At 72.9% G+C, this 24718-nt stretch carries 21 protein-coding genes and 1 pseudogene; 8 read left to right on the plus strand and 14 right to left on the minus strand.

Annotated elements, in window-relative coordinates; translation table 11 throughout:
* Positions 1-108: 108 nt before the first annotated feature.
* The gene (locus tag ACIP2X_RS23585; RefSeq protein WP_401676225.1) at positions 109-798 is read right to left on the minus strand and encodes a DUF899 domain-containing protein; all 690 of its coding nucleotides are present in this window, start codon (positions 796-798) and stop codon (positions 109-111) included.
* A 118-nt stretch (positions 799-916) separates the two neighbouring features.
* Complete coding sequence (locus ACIP2X_RS23590) at positions 917-2305, minus strand: amidohydrolase (RefSeq protein WP_401676227.1); 1389 nt, start codon at positions 2303-2305, stop codon at positions 917-919.
* A gap of 136 nt (positions 2306-2441) precedes the next feature.
* On the opposite strand from ACIP2X_RS23590, the gene ACIP2X_RS23595 reads away from it, so the two are divergent.
* The gene (locus ACIP2X_RS23595) at positions 2442-3383 is read left to right on the plus strand and encodes an endonuclease/exonuclease/phosphatase family protein (protein ID WP_401676229.1); all 942 of its coding nucleotides are present in this window, start codon (positions 2442-2444) and stop codon (positions 3381-3383) included.
* 41 nt (positions 3384-3424) lie between these two features.
* Here ACIP2X_RS23595 and ACIP2X_RS23600 read toward each other — a convergent pair whose 3' ends face one another.
* Positions 3425-4204, minus strand: a complete 780-nt coding sequence (locus ACIP2X_RS23600; RefSeq protein WP_401676231.1) for a nucleotidyltransferase domain-containing protein — start codon at positions 4202-4204, stop codon at positions 3425-3427.
* A gap of 180 nt (positions 4205-4384) precedes the next feature.
* On the opposite strand from ACIP2X_RS23600, the gene ACIP2X_RS23605 reads away from it, so the two are divergent.
* Together ACIP2X_RS23605 and ACIP2X_RS23610 are read left to right on the plus strand one after the other, a co-directional pair.
* Entirely contained in the window at positions 4385-4792 is a 408-nt protein-coding gene (locus ACIP2X_RS23605; RefSeq protein WP_401676233.1) for a RidA family protein, read from the plus strand.
* A gap of 2 nt (positions 4793-4794) precedes the next feature.
* Positions 4795-5244, plus strand: a complete 450-nt coding sequence (locus ACIP2X_RS23610; RefSeq protein ID WP_401676235.1) for a GNAT family N-acetyltransferase — start codon at positions 4795-4797, stop codon at positions 5242-5244.
* A 19-nt stretch (positions 5245-5263) separates the two neighbouring features.
* Here the strand turns inward: ACIP2X_RS23610 and ACIP2X_RS23615 are convergent, their stop codons facing one another.
* Entirely contained in the window at positions 5264-6058 is a 795-nt protein-coding gene (locus tag ACIP2X_RS23615) for a uracil-DNA glycosylase (RefSeq protein ID WP_401676237.1), read from the minus strand.
* A gap of 117 nt (positions 6059-6175) precedes the next feature.
* Between ACIP2X_RS23615 and ACIP2X_RS23620 the strand changes: the two genes are divergently transcribed.
* A complete protein-coding gene (locus ACIP2X_RS23620; RefSeq protein WP_401676239.1) occupies positions 6176-7129 on the plus strand; it encodes an RNA-binding S4 domain-containing protein in 954 nt (317 codons plus the stop codon).
* A 69-nt stretch (positions 7130-7198) separates the two neighbouring features.
* On the opposite strand, the gene ACIP2X_RS23625 is transcribed toward ACIP2X_RS23620, so the two are convergent.
* The gene (locus ACIP2X_RS23625; RefSeq protein ID WP_401676241.1) at positions 7199-7705 is read right to left on the minus strand and encodes a DoxX family protein; all 507 of its coding nucleotides are present in this window, start codon (positions 7703-7705) and stop codon (positions 7199-7201) included.
* A gap of 116 nt (positions 7706-7821) precedes the next feature.
* Positions 7822-8520 carry a class I SAM-dependent methyltransferase gene (locus ACIP2X_RS23630; RefSeq protein WP_401676243.1) on the minus strand — a complete coding sequence of 233 codons (699 nt, stop codon included), beginning with the start codon at positions 8518-8520 and terminating at the stop codon, positions 7822-7824.
* A gap of 173 nt (positions 8521-8693) precedes the next feature.
* On the opposite strand from ACIP2X_RS23630, the pseudogene ACIP2X_RS23635 reads away from it, so the two are divergent.
* A pseudogene (locus ACIP2X_RS23635) lies at positions 8694-8960 on the plus strand (DUF6343 family protein); the annotation flags it as partial.
* Positions 8961-9089: 129 nt separating this feature from the next.
* Here the strand turns inward: ACIP2X_RS23635 and ACIP2X_RS23640 are convergent.
* From ACIP2X_RS23640 to rpsA, 4 genes are all read right to left on the minus strand, one after another.
* On the minus strand, positions 9090-9470 hold the full coding sequence (locus tag ACIP2X_RS23640; protein ID WP_401676245.1) for a tetratricopeptide repeat protein: 381 nt from the start codon (positions 9468-9470) through the stop codon (positions 9090-9092).
* 73 nt (positions 9471-9543) lie between these two features.
* The gene (gene coaE, locus ACIP2X_RS23645; RefSeq protein ID WP_401676247.1) at positions 9544-10152 is read right to left on the minus strand and encodes a dephospho-CoA kinase; all 609 of its coding nucleotides are present in this window, start codon (positions 10150-10152) and stop codon (positions 9544-9546) included.
* 142 nt (positions 10153-10294) lie between these two features.
* Positions 10295-11233 carry a PAC2 family protein gene (locus ACIP2X_RS23650; protein WP_401676249.1) on the minus strand — a complete coding sequence of 313 codons (939 nt, stop codon included), beginning with the start codon at positions 11231-11233 and terminating at the stop codon, positions 10295-10297.
* Positions 11234-11503: 270 nt separating this feature from the next.
* Positions 11504-13000 (minus strand): 30S ribosomal protein S1, encoded by a 1497-nt coding sequence (gene rpsA / locus ACIP2X_RS23655; protein WP_401676251.1) that lies wholly within the window; start codon positions 12998-13000, stop codon positions 11504-11506.
* A gap of 318 nt (positions 13001-13318) precedes the next feature.
* On the opposite strand from rpsA, the gene ACIP2X_RS23660 reads away from it, so the two are divergent.
* Together ACIP2X_RS23660 and hrpB are read left to right on the plus strand one after the other, a co-directional pair.
* The gene (locus tag ACIP2X_RS23660) at positions 13319-14179 is read left to right on the plus strand and encodes a class I SAM-dependent methyltransferase (RefSeq protein WP_401676253.1); all 861 of its coding nucleotides are present in this window, start codon (positions 13319-13321) and stop codon (positions 14177-14179) included.
* A gap of 70 nt (positions 14180-14249) precedes the next feature.
* Positions 14250-16772 (plus strand): ATP-dependent helicase HrpB, encoded by a 2523-nt coding sequence (gene hrpB / locus ACIP2X_RS23665; protein WP_401676255.1) that lies wholly within the window; start codon positions 14250-14252, stop codon positions 16770-16772.
* Here hrpB and ACIP2X_RS23670 read toward each other — a convergent pair.
* The 3 genes from ACIP2X_RS23670 to ACIP2X_RS23680 all read right to left on the minus strand — a co-directional run bounded on the left by ACIP2X_RS23670 (position 16762) and on the right by ACIP2X_RS23680 (position 19788).
* Positions 16762-17754 (minus strand): DUF3068 domain-containing protein, encoded by a 993-nt coding sequence (locus ACIP2X_RS23670; RefSeq protein WP_401676257.1) that lies wholly within the window; start codon positions 17752-17754, stop codon positions 16762-16764. The genes hrpB and ACIP2X_RS23670 overlap by 11 nt on opposite strands.
* Positions 17755-17775: 21 nt before the next feature.
* On the minus strand, positions 17776-17910 hold the full coding sequence (locus ACIP2X_RS23675; RefSeq protein ID WP_401676259.1) for an SPW_0924 family protein: 135 nt from the start codon (positions 17908-17910) through the stop codon (positions 17776-17778).
* Between the two features lie 147 nt (positions 17911-18057).
* Positions 18058-19788: a lytic transglycosylase domain-containing protein gene (locus ACIP2X_RS23680; RefSeq protein ID WP_401676261.1), complete on the minus strand. Its 1731-nt coding sequence runs from the start codon at positions 19786-19788 to the stop codon at positions 18058-18060.
* Positions 19789-20028: 240 nt separating this feature from the next.
* On the opposite strand from ACIP2X_RS23680, the gene ACIP2X_RS23685 reads away from it, so the two are divergent.
* Positions 20029-20886, plus strand: a complete 858-nt coding sequence (locus ACIP2X_RS23685; RefSeq protein ID WP_401676263.1) for a DUF4184 family protein — start codon at positions 20029-20031, stop codon at positions 20884-20886.
* Between the two features lie 974 nt (positions 20887-21860).
* Here ACIP2X_RS23685 and polA read toward each other — a convergent pair.
* Positions 21861-24587 (minus strand): DNA polymerase I, encoded by a 2727-nt coding sequence (gene polA / locus ACIP2X_RS23690; protein WP_401676265.1) that lies wholly within the window; start codon positions 24585-24587, stop codon positions 21861-21863.
* Positions 24588-24718: the final 131 nt, after the last annotated feature.

A 24718-nucleotide genomic window follows, 5' to 3' on the forward strand; every position in this document is an offset into this window, starting at 1 on the left:
GGGAAACCGCCTCGCCAAGTGACACGACTGAGACGTAGTTGACACTCGTTCACCGTTGGATGTGAGAACGGTATCGCCGGGTTTCCGCGTTTATCGTTACCCTCCGCTTCACTCCTCGTACTCATCGTGATAACGAATCCGTTCGCTGCCCGCGGGGGCCCCGAAAACCGACGCGCGCCCCTTGGGCTCCTCCCACTCCTCCTGCCGGCCCAGGGCCGTGAGGTCGAGGAAACTGGTGGTCGAGCCGAGCCCGTCGAGCCCGCGCTCATACGTCGAATAGGTGTGGAACACCCGGTCCCGGTCCCGCAGGAAACAGCTCACACCGGGCCGCTCGACAAGTTCACCCTCGTGCACCAGCGTCGCCTCGAAGTCGGCATTGAAGTCGTTGCCGTGCGACGAATACCAGGGCAGCGTCCAGCCCATCCGTGCCTTGAACGGGAGAATTCTCGTGTACGGCGCCCGCGACACGGCGGCGAACGTCGTCCCGCGCGCGTGGAGATGCGCCAGATGGCCCACCTGGTCGAGGAACGCGGAGCAGCTGCGGCAGCCCGCCTCCCATTCGGGCGCGAACATGAAGTGGTAGACGACGAGCTGCTGCCGACCCTCGAACAGGTCGAGGAGGGTGGCCTTTCCGTCGCCTCCCTCGAACACGTACTCCGTGTCGGTCTCCACCATCGGCAGCCGACGGCGCTCGGCGTTGAGCGCGTCCCGCGCGCGTGTGGCCGCCTTCTCCTTGAGAAGCAGTTCCTGACGCGCCCTGCGCCAGTCCTCGCGCGCGGCGATCTCCGGAAGCGACATGGCCCCTCCTGTGCAACGGTCCCGTTGCGTGTGGTGACCGGCGGACGGAGCGGAACTCATCGCCGATCCCCGAAATTTTTCGGGAGGTTTCCCGGGCCGGGTGGCGGAGGCCGGCGCGTCAGGTGTCGTACTCCTGGATACGGCGTCCGTGGCCGCGCTCGACCAGCGCGGGCGTCCGCGCGCGCAACTCCTCCACGACCGCCCCCACGTCCAGCGTCAGCAGCTCGCGGTCCCGCATCAGGACCCGGCCGTCGACGACGGTCGTGCGGACGTCGGCGGAGCGGGCGCTGTGCACCAGGGTCGCGGCGAGGTCGTGCACGGGCTGGGTGTGCGGGCCGCTGAGGTCGACCAGGACGAAGTCGGCGCGCCGGCCCGGGGCGAGGGAGCCGACGGTGTCCCCGAGGCCGACCGCGCGGGCGCTCTGCAGCGTGGCGTGGTGCAGTGCCTGACGCGCGGTCAGCCAGCGCGGGTCGCCCTCGGCCGACTTCTGGACGAGGGCGGTGAGCGCCATCGACTCCCAGACGTCGAGGGAGTTGTTGGAGGCGGCGCCGTCGGTGGCGAGGCCCACGGGGATGCCGAGGGCGCGCAGGGCACGTACGGGTGTGGTGGTGGGCCAGCCGAACTTCAGGTAGCCGCGGGGTGCGGTGGCGACGGCGATCCGGCCGCCCGCGCGCTCCAGCAGCGGCAGGTCACGGTCGAGGATGCCGGTGCCGTGCGCGACGAGCAGGTCGGTGTCGAGCAGTCCGGTGCGCTCCAGGACCCCGATGGGGGTGACGCCGTGCCGGGCCAGGCTGGTGTCGGTCTGGTCGCGGTTCTCGGCGGCGTGCAGATGCACGGGCAGGTCGTGGGCACGGGCGAGGACTGCGGTCGCGGCGAGGTCGGCGTCGTCGACGGTGTAGGGGGCGTGCGGGGCGAGGGCGGTGGTGATGCGGCCGTCGGCACGCCCCCGGTTGCGCAGCGCGAAGTCGAGGCTGCGCTCGCGCCCTTCGGGCCCCTGCGAGGAGAAGAAGGCCTCGCCCAGATGGGCGCGCATCCCGCACTCCTCGACGACGGCGGCCACCGCGTCCATCGTGAAGTAGTGGTCGGCGAAGCAGGTGACGCCGCCCCGGATCATCTCGGCGCAGGCCAGCCGGGCGCCCAACTCCACGTCCCGCTCGGTGAGATTGGACTCGACGGGCCAGACGACGTCGTTGAACCACGCCTCGGTGGGCAGATCCTCGGCGAGGCCGCGCAGGGCGACCATCGGGGCGTGGGTGTGGCAGTTGACGAGGCCGGGGAGCGCGACCTGACCGGTGGCGTCGATGCGCTCGACGGCCGGCAGATGCCGCACGGCGCCGGCGGTCGTGACGGACTCGACGACTCCGCCGCGTACGACGACCGCGGCGTCCTCCTCGAACCCGATCCGTTCCTGGGCGTCGTGCACGAGGACGGCGCACCCCGTGACGACGAGGTCCGCGGGGGCTGCCGCGCGCGGGCCGACGGGATCTTCCGCGGGAGAGGGCGTCATCCCGCCAACGTACGACGCGACCGCCGGGGCACGTGAAGTGAACGGCGCATCACGTCGCGGGTCTGTCCAGGAAGCGCGCGTGCGGGCACGCTGGCCTGGACCACAGACGTCGTCCGGCCTCTGAAAGGAGCCCGGCATGCTGCTCGGCACCTGGAACCTGGAGAACCTGTACCGGCCCGGCGGGCCGTACGGCCCCAAGGACAAGGCAGCCTACGAGACCAAGCTCGCCGCTCTCGCCGACGTGATCGCCGAACTCGACCCGGCCCTGCTCGGCGTACAGGAGGTCGGGGATCCGGACGCCCTGGCGGACCTGGCCGGGATGCTGGCCGGAAACTGGCACATCGCCCTGTCCGCACACGCCGACGGCCGGGGCATCCGGGTCGGCTTCCTCAGCCGTACGCCCATGGTGGTGCTCTCCGACACGACGGGGTTCCCGGCGCCGCTGCGGCCGGTGCAGGCGGACGACTCCGGGCCGGAGGTGGCCGCGGCGGGACGGGGCCTGCTCGCGGTGCGCGCCGGTGAACTGTCCGTCGCGGTGGCACATCTGAAGTCGAAGCTGCTGTCCTACCCCGACGGCCGCTTCCACCCCCGCGACGAGGGCGAACGCGCCCGCTACGGCGCCTACGCCCTGTTCCGGCGGACCGCCGAGGCGACCGCGCTGCGCGCCCTGGCCGACAAACTGCTGGCGGGCGACGGGCGGACCCGGGACGTGCTGGTCCTCGGCGACCTGAACGACGAGGCACAGGCGGCGACCACCCAGATCCTGCACGGCCCGCCCGGTTCGGAGATCGGCACACCCGGCTTCAAGGCGGCCGACAAGGGCGACGCCGCCCGGCTCTGGAACGTGGCGTCGCTGATCCCCGCCGAACAGCGGTTCTCGCGCGTCAACTCCGGCCGCCGCGAACTGATCGACCACGTGCTGTGCAGTCACCGGTTGGTCCGCCGCGTGACGGAGGCGGGCACGGGCCTGCCGGGCTCCAACCCCCCGACCCTCCCGTCCGTGGGCCCGGACCCGACGGAACGCCGAGGCGTGGCGGGCTCGGACCACGCACCGGTGTGGATCCGACTCGGCACCTGAGAGCCGGACACCGGCACGGGCACGGATGTCCGCGGTGAAGATCACTGACCGTGAGCAGCCTCCTCGAAGAGCGCCTCGGCCCGCCCGATCGCGCTCATGAGGGTGTCGCGATCGCGTCCCGCCGCCAGGGACGCGATCACGTCGTCCACGATCCGCAACCCGGCCCGGTCCAGCAGGCGTTTCTCGTTGGTCACCCACTCACCCCGTGCCGCCAGCACCGCGTGGCCCGTCTGTACGGCTGCCGTGGCGAGGGCGCCGGTGGTTTCGGTGAGTCGGGCCGCCGGGGCGTGGTGGGCCTTGGCGTAGGCGAGGGTGGCGCGGGCGGTGCCGTACCAGCGCCGGCTCGCCGTGCGGCGCAGTTGTTCCGGGTACGGGACCGGAGTCGGCACCTGTCCGCGCAGGGCCTGGTTGATCGCCAGTTCGGCGACGACCAGATAGGTGGGGATGCCGGCGAGATGGAACAGCAGTGGCTCCACCCGGAACCGGCCCTGCTCGGCCTCCGCCAGCTCCCGCTCCACGACGTCGAGGTCGCGGTAGTGGACGTCGACCCGCCGCCCGTCGATCGTGAGCCACGCGCCGCCGTTGAACACTCCTCCGCCCCACTCGCCGACCTCGGACACCTCTCCTTCCCAGCCGAGGGCCCGGAGGTCGGCCGGGTCGAAGGGACCGCGGTAGTAGACGGCCAGGTCCCAGTCGCTGTCGGGTCGGTGGGTTCCCTGGGCACGGGAGCCGCCGAGGGCCACCGCCCGGACGGTGGGGAGGGAGGCGAGGCGGTCGGCGGTGGTGTCGAGGAACGTGGTGTCGTCGGTCGGGGTGGGCATGGGCGCAGCGTACGGAGTCGCGAGCCACCGTTCCGAGAAATTGGGGTGCGTGCGCCGGTGCGGACGCGGATGATCGGCGGGTCGGTCGCCGAACGCCCGTGCGCCGGGCTCCGGTCGGCCGGTGTCCAAGGGCAGTAGCTGTACGCCCGTACACCCCCCGTCGACCTCAGGAGCGAGCACGTGATCAAGCGCGTCACCGTCCCCTCCCTCTTCCCTCCCCCCACCTACTCGCACGCCTCGGTGGTCGAGGCCGGAACGAACCTCGCCTTCCTGGCCGGGGCCGTACCACTGGACGCCGACGGCAAGCTTGTCGGAGAGGGGGACGCCGTGCGGCAGGCGCGGCAGGTGGTCGCCAATCTGGAGGAGCAACTGCATGCCGTGGGAAGCGACTTGGCCCACGTGCTGTCGACCGAGGTGTACGTCGTGAGCGGGGAGCCCGCGATGCTGTCCGCCGTGTGGGAGGTCGTCGAGGCCTCCGGGCTGAGCGCCGGTCCGCATTCGTCGACCCTTCTCGGGGTGGCCTGTCTCGGGTACACGGGACAGTTGGTGGAGATCACGGCCACGGCCGTCGTCCCCGACGGGTCCTGAGGGTGAGCCGGGTCGCGTTCCGCCGTGCCGTGGCGGCCGATGCCGGGGCCGCGGCCGACGTCTGGCTGCGGTCGTTCGCCGCCGCGTTGCCGACGGTCGTCCGCCCGCGCTCCGACGACGAGGTGCGCTCGCACTTCCGGCACGTGGTGGTACCGCTGCGGGAGACCTGGGTCGCCGAGACCGCGGAGGGCCTCATCGGCGTCATGGTGCTCGACGGCGACCAGCTCTCCCAGCTGTACCTCGATCCGGACTGGCGCGGCCGGGGCGTCGGGGACCGCTTCTTGGAGCTGGCCCGGCAGCGCCGCCCGCACGGCCTGACCCTGTGGACCTTCCAGGTCAACACCCCCGCCCACCGCTTCTACGAGCGCCATGGATTCGTCGCCGTCGAACGCACCGACGGCAGCGGCAACGAGGAGAGCGAGCCGGACGTCCGGTACGTGTGGCGGCCCTGACGACGGACGGCCCCTCCCGTCAGCTCCCGCCCGTCCCGGGCCGTCGGTCGCGCACGGCCAGGCCCGCCGTACGCCCCGCCTCGCTCAGCACGTCCCTCAGCATCTTCGGGGTGAGACGGCCGGTGAAGGTGTTGCGCTGACTGACGTGGAAGCAGCCGAAGAGGTCCAGGGCAGGAGGTCGGCCGGGGGGTGGGGCGGAGGCGGCGGGGTCGTCAGTGCCTTCCGCCTGCGCGGCCAGCCTCACCCGTGCGCCGTGCCCGAAGGCGGGCCTGGGTCGCGGCACCGTCCAGCCCGCCGCCGCGAACGCCGGCAACGCCGCTTGCCACCCGAAGGCGCCGAGCACGACCACCGCCCGCAACGTCGGCCGCAGCAGGCCCAGTTCCTGGACCAGCCAAGGCCGGCAGGTGTCGCGTTCCCCGGGCGTGGGCTTGTTGGCGGGCGGCGCGCAGTGCACGGGCGAGGTGACGCGCACGCCGTACAGTTCCAGGCCGTCGTCGGCCGTCACCGACGTGGGCCGGGACGCGAGCCCCACGTCGTACAGCGCCTCGTACAGCACATCCCCGGACCGGTCGCCGGTGAACATCCGGCCGGTGCGGTTGCCGCCGTGTGCCGCCGGGGCGAGACCCACGATCAGCAGCCGGGCGTCCGCCGGGCCGAAGCCCGGCACCGGGCGTCCCCAGTACGTCCAGTCCGCGAAGGCGGCGCGCTTGGTACGGGCCACCTCCTCACGCCAGGCGACCAGCCGAGGGCAGGCCCGACAGTCCGCGATCCGCTGATCGAGGCCGGCGAGACCGGCGGGGGCGCTGCTCTCCATGCGTCCACCGTAGATCCGTGCCCCGATGCCGTGTCGACCGCCTCGGTCGCCGCCCAGGGCCCGGGCCGGAGGAAAAGCCCTCCAGCGCACCGGGCCAGGGGGGCTAAGGTCGGTGGCATGGCTTCCGATCGCATGGACGAGGCGGGCAGCGGCGGGACCAGCCGGTACACGCCGGACGAGACCCCGGCCCCGACTCCCGCCCCGGCTCCGGCCCACGAACCTGCCCCTGGGACTTCCCGGACCCGAGAGGGCCAGGCCGGCGCGCGGACCCAGGCCTCCCCCGCGGAGCAGGCAGCCCCGGACGACCAAACCGTCCTGGAGGACCAGGGCGCCGCAGAAGATCAGGACGCTTCAGAGGCTCAGGGCGCCGACGACGCCCAGGCCGCCGCCGCGACCGCCGCGGCGATCGCCGCCGCACAGGCCGCCGGTCCGGCCAACGGCGAGAGCGTCCGCATCGACAGCTGGATCTGGTCCGTACGGCTGGTCAAGACCCGCTCCCAGGGCGCGGCGGCCTGCCGTGGCGGGCACGTGCGGCTGAACGGTGAGCGGGTCAAGCCCGCCCACGCGGTACGCGTCGGCGACGAGGTACGGCTCCGGCAGGAGGGCTGGGAGCGTGTCGTCGTCGTCAAGCGGCTGATCCGCAAGCGGGTCGGCGCCCCGGTCGCCGTCGAGTGCTACATCGACAACAGCCCGCCGCGTCCGCCCCGCGACGTCCTCGCCCCCGCCGGTGTCCGAGACCGCGGCGCGGGTCGCCCGACCAAGCGCGACCGCCGCGAACTGGAGCGCCTGCGGGGACTGGGCGGCCTAGGTGGCCCAGCGGTTCCAGGTGGGCCGGGCGGCCCGGGTGGATCGGGTGGATCGGGCGGGCTGGGTGGTTCTGGTGGCCTCGGAGGCGCCGGTGGCCGGGGAAAGCCGGGCGGCAAGGGCGGTCCCGGCGGTCGCGGCTCGATCGGGCTGGGAGGAGGCCTTGGCGGACTCGGGACACTGGGCGGCACGGGCGGGCTCGGAGGCGGTCCGGGCAGCGGCTCCGGCCGGCCGGGAGGTCGCGGCGGCCGTACCGGAGGGCGCTGACCTACGCCGTCGCCCCCTCGTCACCTGCGTCATCCGCCACCCCGCATCCCCGCTGCCCCGTCGTCCTCGTCACCCTCGTCGCCGCAGCATCCGCAGCAGCTCCGTGTTCTGTCCCCGCCGCGCCCAGGCGATCAGGGCGAGCGGCACCAGCAGGATCACCGGTGTCGCCGCGTTCTGCCCGTCGAACACCGTCAGCTGCGTGAGGAACGCGCCCACCATCAGCGCGCCCAGCGAGATCGCCGCGACGGACTGAAGTGGCCGCACCAACAGGGCGACGGCACCGGCCAGTTCCAGGACGCCGATGGTGTACATCCCCGCGTCGCCCCAGCCCATGTCGGCGAAGGTCCCCGTGGCAGAGGAGTGCGCGATCAGCTTGGGCAGCGCGCTCGCGGCGGCGTAGAAGAGCGCGAGGACCACCTGGAGGGCCCGCAGGGCGATACGGGCCCGCCGCCCGCGAGCGGTCGCGGACTCGGCCACCACGACGGACGAACCAGCGGCCGAGGCAGAAGCTGACGCAGCGGGTATGACGGACGCGCTGGACGCGACGGAGGCTACGGATGCGGTGGTCTCGGACATGGGGTTCTCCTGTGCGAAGCGGGGTGCGTTGCTGTCACAGGGAAAGACCCACCGCACGTCCGGAACTCATCGCCCGTCGGCCGGAATCCCGCTCACCACTTCGTCCGCCCCCCGTTTCAGCCCCCTTGCGCCGCCACGGCCTTCACCCACACCCGATCCTCCGTCAGGTACGCCTCGACTCTCAGGCCCGCCTCCCCCAGCGCGGCCTCGAACTCCTCCTTGGTGAGCGGCCGGGCCCGGAACGTCTGTGTCCACGCCGCGTCCGGGAAGTCGTACTCCGCGTGCACCGAGTTCGTGCCGTCACCGACCGGCTCCGAGGACACGATCCGCACGGTGAAGCCACTCGGGTCGACCCGCTCACGCGGCACGTTCGTGTGGTAGTCCTCGCCCTCCCGCTGGATCAGCACGCAGCCGCCGTCCGCGAGATGCCGCACGCAGGTCCGCAGCAGGCCACGCCGCACCTTCTCGTCCCCGCTGTTCACGAGGAACGACGCCAGCAGCACCGCGTCGAACTTCTCCCCCAGGTCCAGCTCCTCGATGGGGCCGCATATCGTGCGCGCCCCGCGCACGCGTTCCAGCATGTCCGGTGACTCGTCCACCGCCGTGACCGTGTAACCCCGCTCCAGCAGCGGGTGAGTCATCCGGCCGACCCCGCAGCCCAGCTCCAGGATGTGCGACCCGGCCGGCACCACGCCGGCGACGACCTCCGGCTCGTCCCCCACCGGAAGCCGTGAGTAGAGCTCGACGGCGCACCCGTCCGGCGTGATCGCCCCCGGTCCCGTCCCCTGATGTCCCGTTCGCATTTTCAGCTCCATGCCAGCCCAACGGCCCACCTCCGCACAGCCGTTCCCCCTCACCCGTGGTTCACCCGTTCGAGTGAGCGCACCGGTCACACCGGGCCGGGCCTCCTGCCAGGCGAGCCTCACGCCTCGGCAACCGCGTGCCTGGAGTACGGACGCACCGGAGAGTACGTTGCGAGTGAGGAGTGATGACCCCGATGCGAACGGGCAGTGAGCCGGCGACCGCGCGCAGTGCGCTGCGGGCGCGGTTCTGGCTGAGCGTGTGGGGGCTGGCCTGGGCGATCTTCGGAACGGTCGCCTTCCTGCTGGTCGGCCGCCCGGGCTGGGCCATCGCCTGCGGCGTGCTCTGGCTGGTGATCACCATCGATCTGGCGGTCATCGTCCGGCACATCCGCGAGGGACCGCACTTCCAGCCGGGCCGGGACGTCCCGCCCTACCGGCCGGTGGAGGGCCGCACGGTGCCACCCACAGACACCTCGGGCACCAGAGGCACCAGAGGCACCAGCAACACCGGAGACAACAGAGACGACGGAGACACCAAAGACGTCTGATCCAACCCGGACGCCTCAGACAGGCCGGCCGACCTACCCGTCGAACCGCGCGGCCTTCAGATACTCCGGATTCGGATCCAGCGCGGCCGCCAGCCGGAAGTGCCGCTTCGCCTGGTCGGGCCGTCCCTGCCGCTCATAGGTTCGGGCGAGTGCGAAGTGCGCGAACGCGTTGTCCGGCTCGCGCTCCAGGACGATCGTGAACTCGAGCTCCGCGGGGCGCAGTTGCGCGGCGGCGAAGAAGGCGCGGGCCCGCAGCAGCCGGGCCGCCGTGTTCTCGGGGTGGGCGGCGATCACGGGGTCGAGCAGCTTCACCGCGCCCCGCGGATCGCGCGCGGCGAGCAGCTGCTCGGCGGCGCGGTAGTCGATGACATGCGTCTCCGGCGAACGTCCGGTCGAACCGCTGGTCTCGGGCACGGCAAAGTCCTTCCCTTACTGCACCGATTCAACGCCCGCTCCCCTGGCCACTATTCCCCGGGGCACCTGCCGGTCACCCCTGAGAGGCGTGTGCCCGGCGGACCAGCTCCGCCCACACCTCCGTGACCCGCTCCCGCAGCTCCGCCAGCGGGACCTCGTTGTCGATCACGATGTCCGCGATCCGGAGCCGCTCCTCGCGCGTCGCCTGGGCGGCCATACGCGCGCGGGCGTCCTCCTCGGTCATGCCCCGCAGCCGTACGAGCCGGTCGAGCTGGGTCTCGGGTCCCGCGTCGACGACGATCACCAGGTCGTACAGCGACGCCAGGCCGTTCTCGGTGAGGAGCGGTACGTCGTGGACGACGACGGCGTCCTCGGCGGCCGCGGACTCCAGCTCACGGGACCGGGCTCCCACCAGTGGATGCACGATCGAGTTCAGGACGGCCAGCTTCTCCGGGTCGGAGAAGACGATCGAGCCGAGCTTCGGCCGGTCCAGGCCGCCTTCCGGTGCGAGCACCTCCCCGCCGAAGGCCTCCACCAGTGCCGCCAGACCGGGAGTGCCCGCCGCGACCACCTCGCGCGCGATGCGGTCCGCGTCGATCAGCACGGCTCCGCACTCCACCAGCAGCCGCGACACCTCGCTCTTGCCGGCGCCGATCCCGCCGGTCAGGCCCACCTTCAGCATGAGCGGAAGCTTAGGCCCTACCGGTGCCGGTACAGCCGGCCGGTGCGGATACGGCCGGCAGGTGCGGCGGCACCCACCAGCACCGAAGCACCCTGCTCAACGCCTCCTGCCCGGACACCCTGCGGCACGGCCACCGACCGCCTCAGTTCTCCCCTTCACGCTCCGCCAGGAACCGCTCGAACTCCTGCCCGATCTCGTCGGCGGACGGGATCTCCACCGGCTCGGCGAGCATGTTGCCGCGACTCTCCGCCCCCGCGACCGCGTCGTACTGGTGCTCCAGCCCCCGTACGAGGGCGGTGAGTTCCTCGTCGCCCTCCTGGACCTGCCGGTCGATCTCCGTCTGGGTGCGGTGGGCTTCCGTGCGCAGCGAGTGCGCGATGCCGGGCAGCACCAGCCCCGTGGCGGCGGTGATGGCCTCCAGCACGGTCAGCGCGGCGTCCGGGTAGGCGGAGCGGGCGATGTAGTGCGGGACGTGCGCGGCGACGCCCAGGACGTCGTGCCCGGCCTGCATGAGGCGGTACTCGACGAGGGACTCGGCGCTGCCGGGCACCTGGGCCTCGTCGAAGGGGCTGCGGTAGCCCGGTACGAGGTCCGTGCGGTTGCCGTGCGGGGTGATGCCCACCGGGCGGGTGTGCGGGACGCCCATCGGGATGCCGTGGAAGTTCACGGCGAGGCGGACGCCGAGGCGTTCCGCGATCTGGTCCACGGCCGCCGCGAAGCGCTCCCACTCCACATCCGGCTCGGGACCGGACAGCAGCAGGAAGGGTGCCCCGGTGGCGTCCTGGACGAGCCGCACGGCGAGCGTGGGCTCCTCGTAGTCGGTCCAGCGGTCGCGCTTGAAGGTCAGCAGCGGGCGTCGGGCGCGGTAGTCCACGAGCCGGTCGTGGTCGAACCGGGCGACCACCTGGTGGGGCAAGGCGTCGAGGAGCCGGTCGACGATCTGGTCGCCGGTCTCGCCCGCGTCGATGTATCCGTCGAAGTGATAGAGCATGACAAGGCCGGCCGACTCCTGGGCGAGCGCCATGTCGACGACGGCCAGCCCCTTCGGCTCCCACGTGTACAAACCCTGCGGATCAAGCACAGTGACCGCTCCTCCTCGTGTCCGTACTCGACAACGCCACCCACCGGACGGGCATTCCCGCGCGCCGCGCCAAGATCAGGGCAAGCCGAAGCCGGCGAACGCGTCGACGAAGGAGCCGAGTTCGCGCCCTCGAAGACACCGAGGACCCAGGCCACGGACACCAAGGCCCCGGCCAGGCGATGCCGACGCCCCCGGCCCGGGCAACACCAAAGGGCCCGTACCACGAAGGTACGGGCCCTTGGCTATCGGCTAAGCCTCAGCGGTGAGCGTTCAGCTCTGGCCGCCCGCCAGCTTCTCGCGCAGCGCGGCAAGCGCCTCGTCCGAGGCAAGCGCGCCGGAGTTGTCCGGGCCCTCGGAGGAGTACGAACCGCCGGACGCGGCCGGAGCCGCACCCGCCGCGTCGCCGCCCTCGGCCGCGGCAGCGGCGTCGGCCTCGCGGGACTTGATGACCTGCTGCTGGTGCTGCTCGAAGCGGGTCTGCGCCTCGGCGTACTGGTGCTCCCACGCCTCGCGCTGGGTCTCGTAGCCCTCGAGCCAGTCGTTGGTCTCGGGGTCGAAGCCCTCCGGGTAGATGTAGTTGCCCTGGTCGTCGTAGGACGCGGCCATGCCGTACAGGGTCGGGTCGAACTCGACCGTGGCCGGGTCGGCACCGAAGGCCTCGTTGGCCTGCTTCAGCGAGAGGCTGATGCGACGGCGCTCGAGGTCGATGTCGATGACCTTGACGAAGATCTCGTCGTTGACCTGGACGACCTGCTCCGGGATCTCCACGTGGCGCTCGGCCAGCTCGGAGATGTGGACCAGACCCTCGATGCCCTCGTCCACGCGGACGAACGCACCGAACGGAACCAGCTTCGTGACCTTGCCGGGCACGACCTGGCCGATCTGGTGGGTGCGGGCGAACTGCTGCCACGGGTCTTCCTGGGTCGCCTTCAGCGACAGGGAGACGCGCTCGCGGTCCATGTCGACGTCGAGGACCTCGACGGTGACTTCCTGGCCGACCTCGACAACCTCGGAGGGGTGGTCGATGTGCTTCCAGGACAGCTCGGAGACGTGGACCAGACCGTCGACGCCACCCAGGTCCACGAAGGCACCGAAGTTGACGATCGAGGAGACGACGCCGGAACGGACCTGACCCTTCTGGAGGGTCGTGAGGAACGTCTGGCGGACCTCGGACTGGGTCTGCTCCAGCCAGGCACGGCGGGACAGGACCACGTTGTTGCGGTTCTTGTCCAGCTCGATGATCTTGGCCTCGAGCTCCTTGCCCACGTAGGGCTGGAGGTCGCGGACACGGCGCATCTCGACCAGGGAGGCCGGGAGGAAGCCGCGGAGGCCGATGTCGAGGATGAGACCACCCTTGACGACCTCGATGACGGTACCGGTGACGATCCCGTCCTCTTCCTTGATCTTCTCGATGGTGCCCCAGGCACGCTCGTACTGGGCGCGCTTCTTCGAGAGGATCAGGCGGCCTTCCTTGTCTTCCTTCTGGAGGACAAGGGCCTCGATCTCGTCACCGACGGCGACGACCTCGTTGGGGTCGACGTCGTGCTTGATCGAGAGCTCGCGGCTCGGGATAACGCCTTCGGTCTTGTAACCGATGTCGAGCAGGACCTCGTCCCGGTCGACCTTCACGATGACGCCGTCGACGATGTCGCCGTCGTTGAAGTACTTGATCGTCTCGTCGATCGCGGCGAGGAAGGCTTCCTCGTTACCGATGTCGTTGACCGCTACCTGCGGGGTGGTGGCGGTGGTCTCGGTGCTGCTCGTCATGTGGGAAAGGGCTCCGGTACGGACATTGAAGTCGTAGGTACTGCTTACGCCGGGAGCCCGTTTCGCTCTGCAGAAGCCGGACAGCCAAGGAAGCGCTCCACCGGGAAAGGTGGCAGCGCCTCGACAACCGAGGGGACATACAACAGATGCGAGCGCAGCCTGCTACGTCTGAGGTGCGCAGGCCCGCAGCGCAACTTGTAGCATACGGGGGCAGCCGGACAGGGTCAATGCGCGAAGGCGCACACCCGGGGCGGATCACCCCATAACCGGCACAAAACCTGTCGCCTGAGGCCACGCGGGCCGTGAAGCGCCCCTCCCGTGACACCCCCGGGACGGGTTGGACGGCAGATTACGACGAGGGAGCCGATCATCCAAGAGCCGGAAGCGTTCGAGCCGGAAGCCACCCGGCGTACCGCGGATGTCACGGAGAGCGCCCGGGCCAACCGGGGCTGGTGGGACCGCAACGCGGACGAGTACCAGACCGAGCACGGCACGTTCCTCGGCGACGACCGTTTCGTGTGGGGCCCCGAGGGGCTCGACGAGGTGGAGGCGGAGCTGCTCGGCCCGCCGGAGGAGCTCAAGGGGAAGCACGTCCTGGAGATCGGCGCCGGCGCGGCCCAGTGCGCGCGCTGGCTGGCCGCGCAGGGCGCCCACCCGGTCGCCCTGGACATCTCCCACCGCCAGCTCCAGCACGCGCTGCGCATCGGCGGGGCGTTCCCCCTGGTGTGCGCCGACGCGGCCGCCCTCCCCTTCGCGGACGCCTCCTTCGACCTGGCGTGCTCGGCGTACGGGGCGCTGCCCTTCGTGGCGGACCCGAGGATGGTGCTCCGCGAGGTGCGGCGGACCCTGCGGCCGGGTGGCCGCCTGGTGTTCTCGGTGACCCATCCGATCCGCTGGGCGTTCCCGGACGAGCCCGGTCCCGAGGGGCTGAGCGTGTCGGGGTCGTACTTCGACCGCACGCCCTACGTGGAGCAGGACGACCAGGGCCGGGCGGTGTACGTCGAGCACCACAGGACGCTCGGCGACCGTGTCCGGGACGTCGTGGCGTCGGGGTTCCGGCTCGTGGACCTGGTGGAGCCGGAGTGGCCGACCTGGAACACCTCCGAGTGGGGCGGCTGGTCGCCGCTGCGCGGGAACCTGATCCCCGGCACGGCGATCTTCGTGTGCGAACGGGACTGAGACCCACTCCCTCCTGCCCGACCCCTCCCGCGCGCGGGAGGGGTCGCGCGGTCGTACGACACTGGGGCGCGTGATCCGTTACGACGCCCTGGACGCGCTGCCCGTACGTACCGCTCTCCCGCCTCTGCGCGAGGCCCTGGACGGGCACGGCACGGCCGTCCTGGTCGCGCCGCCGGGCACCGGGAAGACGACGCTGGTGCCGCTGGCGCTGGCGGGGCTGCTCGGCGAGGGGACGGCCCGGCGGGTGGTCGTGGCCGAGCCGCGTCGGATCGCGGCCCGGGCGGCGGCGCGGCGGATGGCCTGGCTGCTGGGTGAAGAGGTCGGCGAGCGCGTCGGCTGCACGGTGCGCGGGGAACGCGTCGTCGGGCCGCACACGCGCGTGGAGGTCGTCACGACCGGTGTGCTGCTGCAACGGCTCCAGCGGGACCAGGAGCTCGGCGGCGTCGACGTGGTGATCCTCGACGAGTGCCACGAGCGGCATCTGGACGCGGACACGGTGGCGGCGTTCCTGTGGGACGTACGGGAGGCGCTGCGGCCGGAGCTGCGGCTGGTGGCCGCGTCGGCGACGACCGACGCGCAGGGCTGGGCCCGGCTGCTCGGCGGCGCCCCCGTGGTCGCGGCGGAGGGCGCCTCGTACCCGGTCGAGGTGGTGTGGGCGCCGCCCGCGCGCCCCGTACGGCCGCCGCACGGCATGCGGGTCGATCCGGCGCTGCTCGGCCATGTGGCGGCGGTGGTGCGGCGGGCGCTCGCCGAGCGGACGGGGGACGTGCTGTGTTTCCTGCCGGGGGTCGAGGAGATCGCGAGGGTCGCCGGGCAGCTCGGGGACCTGGGCGACGTCGAGGTGCTCCAGGTGCACGGGCGGGCGCCGGCGGCCGTGCAGGACGCGGTGCTGGCGGCGGGGGCCCGGCGCCGGGTGGTCCTGGCGACGGCGGTGGCCGAGTCGTCCCTGACGGTTCCCGGGGTGCGCGTGGTCGTCGACGCGGGGCTGGCGCGTGAGCCGCGGGTGGACCACGCGCGCGGGCTGAGCGCGCTGACGACGGTACGGGCCTCGCAGGCGGCCGGGCGGCAGCGGGCGGGGCGGGCCGGGCGCGAGGCGCCGGGGGCCGTGTACCGGTGCTGGGCGGAGGCCGAGGACGCGCGTCTGCCGCGCTTCCCGGCGCCGGAGATCCGGGTGGCCGACCTGACGGCGTTCGCGCTCCAGGCGGCCTGCTGGGGCGATCCGGAGGCGTCCGGGCTGGCGTTGCCGGACGCGCCGCCGGCCGGTGCCATGGCGGCCGCGCGCGGCGTGCTGCGCGCCGTGGGGGCCGTCGACTCCGGCGGCCGGGCGACGGAACGGGGGCTGCGGCTGACCCGGCTGGGGCTGCACCCGCGGCTGGGTCGCGCCTTGCTCGACGCGGCCGCGGAGGTCGGGGCCGAGCGGTCCGCCGAGGTCGTCGCCCTGCTCAGCGAGGAACCCCCTCGGGAGTACGGGGACGATCTCGCCACGGCCCTGCGGGCCGCGCGGCGTGGCGGTGACGCCTATGCGGGCCGGTGGCGTGCCGAGGTCCGCAGGCTGCGCGGACTGCTCGGCGAGTCAGCCGGACCGCCCGCCCGTCGCCCCCGGCCGGCGGACGGGGACGTCGACGCGGTGGCCGCCGGGGTCGTCGCCGCCCTCGCCTTCCCCGAGCGGGTCGCCAAGGCGGAGGGCGGGTCGTATCTCATGGTCTCGGGGACCCGGGCCGAGGTCGGGGAGGCCTCACCGCTGCGGGGCGCGTCCTGGCTCGCGGTCGCGGTGGCCGACCGGCCCCTGGGCAGGGGGCACGCGCGTGTGCGGCTCGCCGCCGAGGTGGACGAGGGGATCGCCGGCTCGGCCGCGGGGGCGCTGCGCACCGAGGCGCAGGAGGTCCACTGGGCCGACGGCGATGTCGTCGCGCGGCGGGTCGAGCGGCTCGGGGCGGTGGAGCTGGCGGTGCGTCCGCTGTCCGAGGCGGCCCCCGGCCTCGTACGGGACGCGCTGGTGGAGGGGTTGCGGCGGGAGGGGTTCGGGCTGCTGCGGTGGTCCCCGGACGCGGAGGTGCTGCGGCTGCGGCTGCGCTTCCTGCGGACGCACCTCGGGGAGCCGTGGCCGGACGTGTCGGACGAGGCGCTGCACGCGCGCGTGCAGGAGTGGCTGGAGCCCGAGCTGAGCCGGGCGCGGCGGCGGGGTGATCTGGCCAGGATCGACGCCGGGGAGGCGCTCGCCCGGTTGCTGCCCTGGGCCGGTGGGGAGGCGGCGCGGCTCGACGAACTCGCCCCCGAGCGGATCACCGTGCCGAGCGGGTCCAGGATCCGGGTGGACTACGGGGATCCCGAACGGCCCGTCCTGGCCGTGAAGTTGCAGGAGATGTTCGGGGCGCAGAGGTCGCCCGTCCTCGCGGGGGTCCCGGTGACGGTGCATCTGCTCTCCCCCGCCGGACGTCCGGCCGCCGTCACCGCCGACCTGGCCTCCTTCTGGCGGGACGGCTACAAGGGCGTACGGGCGGAGCTGCGTGGCCGATACCCCAAGCACCCGTGGCCCGAGGACCCGGCCACCGCCGAGCCCACCCGGCACACCAACGCGCGGCTCAGGCGGTGACCGGTTCCGCTTCCGTCGTCCGTCCGGGGGCGGGGCCGGCGGGGCGGCGGGCACGGGCCTCCAGGTACAGGGAGAGGGTGAGCAGCAGGACGCCGAGCGTCAGAAAGCCCCAGGGCAGGTACGAGGTCAGCAGCAGGACGAGGGTGCGGTTGGAGTCGACCAGGTCCACGGTGTGGTCGATGTAGTCCTCGCGCATCTTCACGTGGCCGGCGAACGCCGTGACCCTGTCGCGGTCGCCGAGCAGGGTGCCGCCGCGGAGTTCCTCCTTGTGGATCTCCTCGCCGTAGACGGGGGCGCCGGTCAGTGGCTCCACCCAGAACTTGCGCACCGTGGTGTACCAGCGCGTCGTGCCCGTCGCGGCGACGGACTCGGGGGTGATGCCCGCCACGGGCATGACCTTGGGGAAGGGGACCTTCGTCCACGGGATCGTCTGCTCGAAGTAGTAGACCTCGACGCCGCGGAACGTCCGGGTGCCCTTGTAGTGGATGGGCGCGGTGACCCGTGCCTGCGCGTCGAAGTACTCGTAGTTCCGTTTCTCCGTCAGGAACGGCCACTTGAACTCGATGCCCTCCCGCCGGACGGGGTCGCCGTCGACCATCTCCCCGGTGGCGTGGACGGGTTCCTGGGTGTGGGCGTCGAAGATGTACCGCTCGGGGATCCGGGAGACCATCTCGCCGTCGGGGCCCTGGACGTAGGACAGGCCGTCCCAGACGACGACGTCGCGTCCCGCCGTCCGTTCGATCCGCTCGGATGCCTCCACGTTGCCCTTGAGGGTCTGCACGATGGTGACCTCGGGGACCTTGCGGGCCCGCATGGTGCCGTAGTCGAGGAGGGTGGCGTCCTTCGCCTCCAGGACCATCTCCTGGTACTGGTTCGGCGGGATCTTGGCCAGGCGCGGGAAGGCGTACCAGCGCAGCAGGGGGGAGAGCGCCGCGAAGAACACGGCGAGGGCGAGCAGTACGAGGCTGGTCCTGCGGCGCATCTCGGTCTCCCTCCGCCGGGGTCACGGGTGTGCGGGCACCGTCGTCAGCAGCGGTTTCGGGGAGGTCCCGCCCGTCGGCGCGCCCATGGCCGTGATCGTGAGCACCAGGGCGACGGCGACGGCGAGACCGGTCGCGGCGGCGATCAGGGCGCGCATGCGTGCCTCCGGACGAGCTGGAGCTGATAGTTCGTCAGATCCGGCACCGTAGCAACGAGCGGGCGAGAAGAGAACACGTCGCACACGACGGCGGCGCCCCGCCCTTTCGGGAGGGGCGCCGCCGTCGGGTGCGTGCGGAGCGGGGAGCTAGGCGCTCGGGGACGCCGACTCGCCGGTGCTCGGGGACGGGCTGGGCGAGGGCGTCTCGGCCGCCTTCACGTCGAGCAGGACGTTCAGCGTCGCTCCGCCCTCGGTGGTGAGGCGGAGCATGTACGCACCCGCGTTGTCGTCCGCGTACAGCTTGGGCAGCTTCAGCAGGCCGTTCGCGTCCGTCTCCAGGCCCGTGAGGGTGCGCACGGGATTGCCCTCGGCGTCCTTGAAGTACGGGCCCTTGTCGTTCTCGGTCGGGTCGAGCACCGACTTGATGAGGGTGGCGGTGACCGCCACGCCGTCCGCCGCGGCGCCCTGGTACGTCGCCTTCACCTCGACCTGGTCGGCGAACTCGCCGCCCACCGGGCAGGTCAGGGGCGCGTCACCGGTGCGCGCGAGGGCGTCCGCGGCACGGGCCGTGACGGTCGCGGTGTAGTCGACGCCGGGGACGGACCGGCCGACGACCGTGGCCCGCACGGTGAACGAGCCGGTCTTCTCGCCCGCCTTCAGCGCGGGCGCGACGGCGACACCCGCGGTGCCCGTGACCACGGTGGCGACCTTCTCACCGCCGGTGAAGGTGGCGTCGGTGTCGCCGGCGATCGTGAAGCGGACCCGCACCTTGGCGACGCCCTTGCCCACCTTGCTCTCGGCGCGGGTGCTGACCCGCTCGGCGAACGCGTCTCCCGCCATCGCCGTGAGCTGCGCGGTGCCCCCGTCCTCCAGGTGGTGCACCGTGTCGGTGGCGGTCGGCGGGGTCACCGGCGGCTTGGGCTCCGGCGGGGTGGAGGGCTCGCCCGACGGCGGCCTGGACGACGGCGGCTCGGGCGACGGGCTGTGCGAGCCGGTCCCGGGGTTGCGCGGCGGCGTGGGCGACGGGCTCGCCCCCGGTACGTCGCTGCGGTTCCCGGGCAGGGGGCCGGTGCCGTCGGGGACCTCGTGCGTGCCCTTGCGGTAGAACTCCAGCCAGGACAGGACGGTGTTCAGGTAGTCCGTGGAGTTGTTGTAGCTGAGGATCGCCCGGCGCAGGTCGTCGTCGGCGGAGAGGTCCCAGCCGAAACGGCACAGGTAGTGACCGGCGGCGAGGGCGGCGTCGTAGATGTTGTTCGGGTTCGCGGCCCCGTCGCCGTTGCCGTCGCGGCCCGCCCAGGCCCACGTGGAGGGGATGAACTGCATCGGGCCCACGGCCCGGTCGTACGTGTGGTCGCCGTCGAACGCGCCGTTGTCGGTGTCGCTGATGTGCGCGAAGCCCTCGCCGTTCAGCGCGGGGCCGAGGATCGGGGTGATCGTGTTGCCGGCGGCGTCGACGTTGCCGCCGCCCGCCTGGCCCGACTCGACCTTGCCGATCGCGGCGAGGAGTTCCCAGGGCAGGTTGCAGCCGGGCTTGGATTCGCCCAGGGCGGCCTCCGCCTTCTTGTAGGCGTCGAGGACGGTCGCGGGGATGCCCGCGGCGGCGTCGCCCGTGACGGCCGGGTCGGCGGTGGGGCCGACGGTGGGCGCGGGACTCGGGCTCTGCAGCGGCGGCAGGTCCGTGTAGTACGGCGAGTTGCCGGTCGCGCTCTCGTCCGTGACCGTGTCCGGCGAGGGCTGGGTGCCGGTGGTGCTCTGTCTGCCGGCGTCGTCGGTCTCGACCCCCGGGGCCTGGGAGGCGACCAGTGCCGCCGCCACAGCCGCCGCGACGGCGGTGTTCGCCGCGCCCTTGCGAAGCCTCCTGCCGAAATGCGCCGCCATGAAGTGAACCCCTCCCGTGGGCGCCCGAGTCGCCCGCATATGCCCTGTTGCCACCGCTCCGTCGACGCCGCACTCCCCGAACGTCAACCCGTGCGACCCTACGGCAACTTAGTTCGCGCGGTCACCCGTTCCCGCCTGCTCTTCACCGCTTGGCCATACGGCGTTGGGGCCGCGGCCCCGCACCGGGACGACGTGCGCTCACGGATACTGGGACGTCAACGCACGTCGTGGGGAGCACCCTTGCCGTTCACCCTCAGTCATGCGGCAGCCGTGCTGCCCGTCGTCCGCCCGGACGGAACCGGCCGTGGCGCACTGGTGCCGGCCGTGCTCGTCGCCGGGTCCTTCGCGCCCGACATGACCTATTACCTGGCGAGTGCGCTGTCCGGCGCGATGGAGTTCGGCGCGGTGACCCACTCCTTCGCGGGGGTGTTCACGGTCGACGTGATCATCGCCTGGGCGCTGGTGTGGCTCTGGCTGCTGGTGCGCGAACCCCTGGTGGCGCTGCTGCCGAGCCGCCGGCGGCGCCGGGTGGCCGCGCTCGTGCGCTGCGGGGCGCCGCGCGGGCGCGTACGGCCCGCTCTGGTGGCGCGGTGGTACGTGTCCGCCGTGCTCGGCGGGCTCACGCACGTCGTCTGGGACGCGTTCACGCATCCCGGCCGGTGGGGGATGCGGCTGTTCCCGGTGCTGGGCGAGGAGATCGCGGGCGCGCCGCTGTACTGGATCCTCCAGTACGGCGGTTCCGCGGTGGCCGCCGTCGTGATCGCCGTGTTCGTGGCGGTGGCGCTGCGGCGGACGCCCGCGGCCGAACCGGTGGGGGTTCCCGTGCTGCCGGCCCGGGACCGGTGGCTCGCCGCGCTGGTGATCGGCGGGTGCGCGCTGCTCGCGGCGGCCCATCGGGCGGCGCGGTGGTGGGCGTACTGGGGGTCCTCGGCCAAGCCCTGGGAGCTGATCCCGACGCTGTGCTTCGGCGCCGGGGCGGGGCTCGCGCTCGCGGTACCCGCGTACGCGGTGGCCGTGCGGCTGTGGCGGCCGGCTCGCGCCGCTAGCGATTCGGGAGGCGGCGGCAGGGAGCGGGACCGGAGCCGTCAGGGGGCTTGATCACTCCCGCGGCGGTGGGGAGTGGCGCGACGAACACGGTGAACGTGCGTGGTGGGCGCGGGGCGCGGGGCAGCAGGGTGAGGCAGAGGGCCAGGTAGCTGCGGGCCAGGTCGGCCCACAGGCGCCACGCAGCGGTGTCGCAGGGCCGGACGGCGGCGGTCTTGCGTCTCTCCCAGTCGACGGCGGCGCGGCGGCGGAGATCCCCCGCGGCGTGGCACAGGGCCCTCACCGGGCCCAGAGGGATGCGGGCGGTGCTTGCGCCGGGTGCGTGCGGCGGGGGCGCGGGCGGGGGCTGAGCCGGGGCCGTCCGGCGGCTGAGCATGCGTATACCCATGGCGGCATCTTGACGGGCGCGAGCACCGCGGGGCTTTTCCGCGGGGGCCACGCGGGTGAAGGCCTCTCCGAGGAGGGGGCGAGGAACGGGGCTCCGGGCGGAGCCCCGCTGGGGCGGCCGGGGGCCGCCGCGGGACGACCGGGCGGGGCTCTGGGGGCGGAGCCCCGCACGGGCAGCCCGACGCCGCCGCCGGACGACCCGAGCGGGGTCCGGGGCAGGGCCCCGCGCGGGCAGCTCGACGGCAGCCGCCGGACGACCCGAGGGGGGGTTCTGAGGCAGCGGGCCCCGCACGGGCGGCCCGAACGCCGCCTCCGGACGACCCGGGCGGGGTTCTGGGGCGGCTGGAAGCTTCCGCGGGACGACCCTCCGGGCGGGGTTCGGGGCGAAACCCCCGCGCAGGCGGCCGCAAGCCGCCGCCGGACAACCCACCCAGCGGGGAGCCAGGGCAGAGCCCCGCTGGGGCGGCCGGGAGCCGCCGCCGGACAACCCGAGCGGGGTCCGGGGCGGGGCCCCGCACGGGCGCCCGACGCCGCCGCCGGACGACCCTTCCGGGCGGGAATACAGGGCGGGCCCTCCGCGCAGGCAGCCGCAGCACGCGAACGATGCCTCCGGCAGACGCGCCGGAGGCTGCGGTGGGCCGCTAGTGCGCTGCCGACTCCCAGTCGGGTCCCACGCCGACCGAGACGTCCAGCGGTGCCCGGAGCTCCACCGCGCCCGCCATCTCGCGGCGGACCAGCGCCTCCGCCGCCTCGCGCTCGCCGGGGGCGATCTCCAGGACGACTTCGTCGTGCACCTGGAGGAGCAGACGGGACCGGAGCCCGGACTCGCGCAGCGCGTCGTCGACCTTGAGCATCGCGATCTTGACGATGTCGGCCGCCGTGCCCTGGATGGGCGCGTTGAGAGCCATCCGCTCGGCCGCCTCGCGCCGCTGGCGGTTGTCGCTGTTGAGGTCCGGCAGGTAGCGCCGGCGCCCGAAGAGCGTCGCCGTGTACCCCGTCGCCCGAGCCTCGTCGACGGCGCGGCGCAGATAGTCCCGCACGCCGCCGAACCGCTCGAAGTACGCGTCCATCAGGGCGCGGGCCTCCGCCGCCTCGATGTTCAGCTGCTGGGAGAGGCCGAAGGCCGACAGCCCGTACGCCAGGCCGTACGACATCGCCTTGATCTTGCGGCGCATCTCCGCGTCCACGGCCGTCGCCTCGACCGCGAACACCTGCGAGGCCGCCGTGGTGTGCAGGTCCTCCCCGGACGTGAAGGCCTCGATCAGGCCGGCGTCCTCGGACAGGTGGGCCATGACGCGCAGCTCGATCTGGCTGTAGTCGGCCGTCATCAGCGACTCGTACCCCTCGCCGACGACGAAGCCGCGGCGGATGGCCCGGCCCTCGTCCGTGCGGACCGGGATGTTCTGCAGGTTGGGGTCGGTCGACGAGAGCCGGCCCGTCGCGGCGACCGTCTGGTTGAACGTGGTGTGGATCCGGCCGTCACCGGCGACGGTCTTGATCAGGCCCTCGACCGTGACCCGCAGTTTCGCCTGCTCACGGTGCCGGAGCATGATCACCGGCAGTTCGTTGTCGGTCTGCGTCGCGAGCCAGGCCAGGGCGTCGGCGTCGGTGGTGAAGCCGGTCTTGGTCTTCTTCGTCTTCGGGAGCGCCAGCTCACCGAAGAGGACCTCCTGGAGCTGCTTGGGCGAGCCGAGGTTGAACTCGTGCCCGGCCGCCGCGTGCGCCTCCTTCACGGCCTGCTGCACCGCACCGGCGAACATCTGCTCCATTGCCTCCAGGTGGGCGCGGTCGGCCGCGATGCCGTGGCGCTCCATCCGGGCCAGCAGGGCGGAGGTCGGCAGCTCCATGTCGCGCAGCAGGTCCGCCGCCCCGACCTCGGCCAGCCGGCCCTCGAAGGCCTCGCCCAGGTCGAGCACGGCACGGGCCTGGATCATCAGCGCCTCGGCCTCGGCACCGTCGTCCGCGCCGAAGGCGAGCTGTCCGTCGGCCGCGGCGGCGGGGGCCAGCTCTCGGTGCAGGTACTCCAGGGACAGCGCGTCCAGGTCGAAGGAGCGGCGTCCCGGCTTGACCAGGTACGCGGCGAGCGCGGTGTCCATGGCGACGCCCTCGATGGTCCAGCCGTGCTCGGCGAAGACCCGCATGGCGCCCTTGGCGTTGTGGAAGACCTTGGGCCGGCCGGCATCGGCCAGCCAGGCCGCGAACGCCTTCTCGTCGGCCTCGTCCAGCTCGGCCGGGTCGAACCAGGCGGCCGCTCCCCCGGGCGCGGCGAGCGCCACCTCGGCGACCGAGCCCGCGCCCAGGGCCCAGGTGTCGACGGTCGCGACGCCGAGCGCGCCCGTGCCGTGCTCGGTGAGCCACGGCGTCAGCTCGCCCGTGCCCAGCACCGTGCCGTCCAGCTCCACGCCCTCCGTGACGACCGGCGTCGTCTCGGCCTCCTCGGCGCCCGGGTCGACGCCGAAGAGCCGCTCGCGCAGCGAGGGGTTCCTGATCTCCAGGGTGTCCAGCACCATCGCGACGCTCTTGCGGTCGTAGGGCGCGCGCGCGAGGTCGGTGACGGTCCTCGGCAGCTCCACCTGCCGCTCCAGCTCGGTGAGCCGGCGGTTCAGCTTCACCGCCTCCAGGTGGTCGCGCAGGTTCTGCCCGGCCTTGCCCTTGACCTCGTCGACGCGCTCGACCAGTTCCGCGAAGGAACCGAACTGGTTGATCCACTTCGCGGCGGTCTTCTCGCCGACGCCGGGGATGCCGGGCAGGTTGTCCGACGGGTCGCCGCGCAGCGCCGCGAAGTCGGGGTACTGGGCGGGCGTCAATCCGTACTTCTCGAAGACCTTCTCCGGGGTGAACCGGGTCAGCTCGGAGACGCCCTTCGTCGGGTAGAGCACCGTCGTGTGCTCGGAGACGAGCTGGAAGGAGTCGCGGTCGCCGGTGACGATCAGCACCTCGAAGCCCTCGGCCTCGGCCTGCGTGGCGAGCGTGGCGATGACGTCGTCCGCCTCGTACCCGTCGATCGCGAAGCGCGGGGCGTGCATCGCGTCCAGCAGCTCGCCGATCAGCTCGACCTGGCCCTTGAACTCGTCCGGGGTCTTGGAGCGGTTCGCCTTGTACTCGGTGAACTCCTCGGAGCGCCAGGTCTTGCGGGAGACGTCGAAGGCCACCGCGAAGTGCGTGGGCGCCTCGTCGCGCAGCGTGTTGGCCAGCATCGACGCGAAGCCGTAGATCGCGTTCGTCGGCTGGCCCGTCGCGGTCGTGAAGTTCTCCGCGGGGAGCGCGAAGAACGCGCGGTACGCCAGCGAGTGCCCGTCCATGAGCATCAGGCGCGGGCGGCTGTCGCCGGAGGTGCTGTCGGTCTTCTTCGCTGCTGTCTCTGCCACGTCCCCGATCCTGCCACGCCCCACCGACAGTCGGCCCCGGCCTCCCGCCGCGTACCGGAGAGGGAGGCCGGGCCCTGCCGGGTACCGGGGCGAGGGTGATCGCGTTCCCCGGGACCGGCCTCCCCCGCTGT

Source organism: Streptomyces sp. NPDC089424 (assembly GCF_044749345.1).
In the GTDB taxonomy this organism is placed as follows: Bacteria; Actinomycetota; Actinomycetes; order Streptomycetales; family Streptomycetaceae; genus Streptomyces.